The sequence below is a fragment of the Streptomyces bobili genome (genome assembly GCF_002154575.1).
GTDB classification, from domain to species: domain Bacteria; phylum Actinomycetota; class Actinomycetes; order Streptomycetales; family Streptomycetaceae; genus Streptomyces; species Streptomyces bobili.
Map to the genome: position 1 here is coordinate 1 of NZ_MUBA01000076.1, position 4,502 is coordinate 4,502.

Here is a 4,502-nt window from a genome sequence, read left to right on the forward strand (position 1 = left end):
TGCTGACGCTGACCCCGCCGGGTCAGCTCGATCAGCATGACGGCGTCGTCCGGGTCCCAGCGCTCGCCCGGCGGGGTCAGCGTCAGCACGCCCAGCGGCGTGCGGCGCGTCGGCAGCGGTACGCACAGCAGCGGCCGGTCGGGATGCAGCGCCGACGGCGGCAGGTCGTCGACGCCGGGCAGCCCGCCGGGGTGGCCGGCGGCGTACTGGGGGCGGCCGGTCCGGGCGGCGACCACGGCGGCGGCCGGGCGCGGTGCGGGCGACTGCGGGTCGTCCTCGGAGTCGAACAGCCAGACGTCGACCGAGCGCGCGTACTCGGGCACCAGCAGCTCGGGCAGCCGGCGCACGATCTCCTCGTGGTTGAGGGACGCCGTCAGCACCGCGCTGGCGTCCGCGAGGAAGGTCAGTCTGCGCCGGGCGCTCTCCGCCTCCTGGCGGGCCGTGCGTTCCGCCGCGAACGCCTCGCGCTGGGCCCGGCCGGCCGCGTCCAGCTCGGCGTGCAGCGCCAGGACGCCCTGGTTGGTCTGATGCAGCTCCTCCCGGTGGAAGGCGACCAGCTCCTCCTGCTCGGCGAGCCGGTCCAGCACCAGGGCGGTGTCCTCGTCGGCGCCCAGCAGGGCCTCCGCGAGGACACCGGTGTCGTCCGCCACCCCGGCGCACCCCGCAGGGCCGGCCTGCTCGGGACAGGGCACGGCGAGACGCCACGGCGGCTCCGCGGTCGCGGGGAGCGGGGCGACCTCGACGCGCAGCAGGCCGCCGCCGGTCTCCAGGACCAGCCGCCAGCCGCCGCCCTTGGTCAGACACTGGCGCAGCCGCCCGCTGAGCGCGGTCGCCAGCCGGGTCCGCTCCAGCGGCACGACACCGCAGGCGGCGGCCAGCCGCGCGGCGGCGATCCGGGCGCGCGCCGCCTCGGTGACGCTGGTGATCTCCCAGGTGCGCATCATGGGCGGTCCGGCGGGGTCGGGGACAGGACGGCCACGGCGGTGTCGTCACGCACCGGGCGGGCGGAACTGCTGGTGTCGCGCACGGTCACCGCCGCGGTCACCGCGGGGTCGGCCGTCGCCGGCCGGGCACCGGCGGGCGGAACCCAGCGGCTGGGCAGACCGTCGCTGTGCAGGACCAGCAGACGGTCGGCCGCCCACGGCGCCACGGTCTCCGGCAGCCTCGTCGGGCGGTGCGCGCCCACGATGCCGGGCCGGGAGAGCAGATGACGCCAGGAGTCGCCCTCGCGCAGCCGCGCCCCCACGTTGCCGATCCCGGCGAACCGCAGCCGCTCGGACCGTACGTCGAGCTGGGCCACCGCGACCGCGGCGCCCCTGGTGCCGCGCAGTGCGACGTCCAGTCGGTGCAGGATCTCGGCGGGCGGCAGCTGGGCGCTGCGGTGCACCTCGTCGACGGCGGCCGTGGAGGCGCGGGCCGCCTCCGGGCCGTGGCCGAGCCCGTCGGCGAGCATCAGCGTCAGCAGGTCGCCGGCCCGCACCCAGGTCCAGGCGTCCCCCGAGACCTGGGCGCGGGCGAAGGGGATGTTGACGCCGCCGGCCCGCGCGGGCGCCGGATCGCGGGGGTCGGTCCGCGCGGCGGCACCGAGCCGGGCCAGCGCGACCGTGCCGTGGCCGGGGACGCTGTGCAGGTCGAAGCCGTCGGACACCCGCCGGCAGGTTCCCAGCCCGGCGCCGAGGGAGCCCGCCGTGGAGAACCCGTCGCCGAACGCGGTCGGCACGTCGGCCATGCCCGGACCGTGGTCGACGGCCGCTATCTGCACGACGACCCCGCCCCGTCCGGCGGGCGGCGGGACCATGTCGACGAGGAGCTGCCCGCCGCGGGCGTGCTTGAGGAGGTTGGTGGCCAGCTCCGTCGCCACCAGCGCGGCGGCCGCCGTACGCCCCTCGTCGAGGCCGACGAGGGCCGCGGCCTCCTCCGCGGCCACGCGCGCGTCGCGCACCCGCGTCGAGTCGTGCACCGGCACGTCCCACACCCGGGGCATCAGGGTTCCTCGCGCGGCCGGGGCGTCCGGGCCGCCCAGGAGGTCACGGTGACCGTCGTACCGGCACCGGGCGTGCTGTCGATGGCGAACTCGTGCACGAGCCGCCGGGCGCCGCCGAGGCCCATGCCGAGACCGCCGCCGGAGGTGTAGCCGTCGCGCAGCGCCTGCTCCACGTCGGGGATGCCGGGCCCGGAGTCGGAGAACACCAGCCGCAGCCCCTGGGCCCGGCCGTCGGTGAGCGGCACCGCCCGCAGCTCGCCGCCCCCGCCGTACACCAGGGTGTTGCGGGCCAGTTCGCTCGCCGCCGTGACCAGCTTGGTCTGTTCGACCAGGCCGAAGCCGAGCGTGGCGGCGGCCTGCCGCACATGCTGCCGTACCCACACCAGGTCCAGATCGGAGCGGATCGGCAGGCGGGCCTCGACGCCCGCGGCCGTCCCGCTCACCGGGGCTCCCGGCGCGGCCCGTCCGTCGCCGCGGCGTCCACCCGCCCGAGCAGTTCCAGAGCGGCCCCGGTGCTCAGCGCGGTCCGCAGGCCCGGCAGGGTGAGGCCGAGTTCCACCAGCGTGAGCGCGACCGCGGGCCGCATGCCGGCCACCACGGTCTGCGCGGCCAGCAGCCGGGCGTTGGCCGCGATCTCGGCCAGCACCCGCCCCAGGAAGGAGTCGACGATCTCCACCCCGGAGATGTCGATGACCACGCCGGTCACCCGGCTGCCGGCGATCGCCGCCACGATGTCCTGCCGCAGCTGCTCCGCCGTGCCGTCGTGCAGATCCCCCTGGAGGGTGACGAGCAGGACGTCGCCGAGTCTGAGCACCGGCACGGGGGCCCCGCCGGCGCGGGAGAGGTCGTCGTTCACCGGTGACCCGCACCACCGGGCGTCGCGTGCACGATGTCGGCGCCCAGCCCGTGCAGGGCGTACGCCAGGGCGTCGGCGAGCCCGGCCCGGGTGATGACGGTGCCGAGGTCGAGGCCGAGGTGCACGATGGTCTGCGCGATCGCCGGCCGGATGCCCGAGACGACGCACTCCGCGCCCATCAGCCGTACCGCCGCGACGGTCTTCATGAGGTGCTGCGCGACCAGCGAGTCGACCGTCGGCACGCCGGTGATGTCGAGGATCGCGTAGCGGGCCTGCTGGTCGACGACCGCTTCCAGCAGGGTCTCCATCACGACCTGGCTGCGTGCGCTGTCCAGGGTGCCGATGAGCGGAACGGCGACGATGCCGTCCCAGAGCCTGATGATCGGCGTGGCGACCTCCAGCAGCTGCATCTGCTGCCGGTCGATGAGGGACTGGACCTCCGTCAGCGCGGTCTCCATGACGACCAGCCGCAGGGTGCCCATCAGGACCGTCAGCGCCTCCGTCGACTCCCGCAGCCGCTCCGCCGGCACGTCGGGCAGGTCGGCGACGAGCAGGTTCACCACGGGCGCCCGCAGGGCGTCCACCTCGCCGGACACCTGCGCGGTGGACATCCCGGACCGGGAGCGGGCGGCCGTCATCCGCGCCAACTGCTCGCGCACGACGGTGAATCCGGCGCTGTCGGAGTCCTCCACCCGCCCGGAGGCGGCGACCTGGGCGAGGGCGTCGACGACACTCCGGCCCGCCTCCACCGCCTCGTCGCGCGAGACGGTGAACACGGCGCGGAACAGGGGTTCGTCGGCCCAGCGCTGGGCGATCTGCTCCCGGCGCCGGTTCAGGAAGGCCCCGACCTCGTCCGTCGGGCTTGCCTGCGGTGCGGCCGCATCGTGCTCCGGCACTGCTTCACTCCTCATCTGCGTCCTGGCGCCGTGCACCGGGCCCCGGCCGGTGGGACGGCGTTCGACCTTCCGTGGCGGTCCGGCCCCCATGGCGGTCCGACCTGCACCGCGACACCCGCACGACGCCCGCCACCCGCCCCGCTCACTCTCTTGCCCACCCCGCACAGTTGTCAAATGACAACTGTTGTACGGCCGTCGGCCGCATCCCCGGCGGTGCGCGCGGCGTGCGGCACGGGGGACGCGGCCGACGGCCGTCCGGGCCTACGGCGCCTCGGGCGACGCCTGCGGACGGTCGATCAGCGCCAGGGCGTCGTCCACCTCGTCCGAGATCGGGACCGTGATGCTGACCCCGGTGAGGTCCAGCACCCGGCGCACGGCCGGCGTCGGATCGATCACGTGCACGCTGCCGGGCAGCTCCCGCGCCTCCTGGTACACGCGCAGGATGATGTTCATCCCGGACGAGTCCATGAACGGCACCCCCGACAGGTCCAGCAGGAAGTGCCGGCGACCGTGGTGGAGCTGGTTCGCCAGATGGGCCTGGAACTCCGTCGCGGTGTCGAGGTCCAGATACCCCTCGACCGTGACCAGGGCCACGTCCTCGCGGGGCAGGGTGACCTCGACGGACAGCGGGTTCTGGGCGATGGACACGAGTACCTCCGAAAAACTGACGGTCCGGGCTCTCCGCTCCGGCGGACGACCGCGCCGCGTGGCAGGGATCCGGGCGGTCGGGGTGGCGCACCGGCCCCGGCCCGTGCGCCACCCCGAC

The 4,502-nt window shown here is 75.7% G+C and carries 5 protein-coding genes and 1 pseudogene; all 6 read right to left on the reverse strand.

Annotated features, from left to right (window positions below):
* Positions 1-944, reverse strand: a pseudogene (locus BZL64_RS07345) (phosphatase); the annotation flags it as partial.
* Positions 941-1,984: an ATP-binding SpoIIE family protein phosphatase gene (locus BZL64_RS07350; RefSeq protein WP_086767308.1), complete on the reverse strand. Its 1,044-nt coding sequence runs from the start codon at positions 1,982-1,984 to the stop codon at positions 941-943. The pseudogene BZL64_RS07345 and the gene BZL64_RS07350, both read right to left, overlap by 4 nt.
* Positions 1,984-2,427, reverse strand: coding sequence for an anti-sigma regulatory factor (locus BZL64_RS07355; RefSeq protein ID WP_086767310.1), 444 nt, complete (start codon positions 2,425-2,427; stop codon positions 1,984-1,986). The genes BZL64_RS07350 and BZL64_RS07355 overlap by 1 nt, the downstream gene beginning before the upstream one ends.
* On the reverse strand, positions 2,424-2,840 hold the full coding sequence (locus BZL64_RS07360; protein WP_086767312.1) for an STAS domain-containing protein: 417 nt from the start codon (positions 2,838-2,840) through the stop codon (positions 2,424-2,426). The genes BZL64_RS07355 and BZL64_RS07360 overlap by 4 nt, the downstream gene beginning before the upstream one ends.
* The gene (locus BZL64_RS07365; RefSeq protein ID WP_167396101.1) at positions 2,837-3,736 is read right to left on the reverse strand and encodes an STAS domain-containing protein; all 900 of its coding nucleotides are present in this window, start codon (positions 3,734-3,736) and stop codon (positions 2,837-2,839) included. The genes BZL64_RS07360 and BZL64_RS07365 overlap by 4 nt, the downstream gene beginning before the upstream one ends.
* Before the next feature lie 261 nt (positions 3,737-3,997).
* Complete coding sequence (locus BZL64_RS07370) at positions 3,998-4,384, reverse strand: STAS domain-containing protein (protein WP_086767316.1); 387 nt, start codon at positions 4,382-4,384, stop codon at positions 3,998-4,000.
* Positions 4,385-4,502: the final 118 nt, after the last annotated feature.

Excerpts from the sequence above, each read along its gene's own strand:
- BZL64_RS07350 (WP_086767308.1), bottom strand. The coding sequence starts at position 1,984 with ATGCCCCGGGTGTGGGACGTGCCGGTGCACGACTCGACGCGGGTGCGC.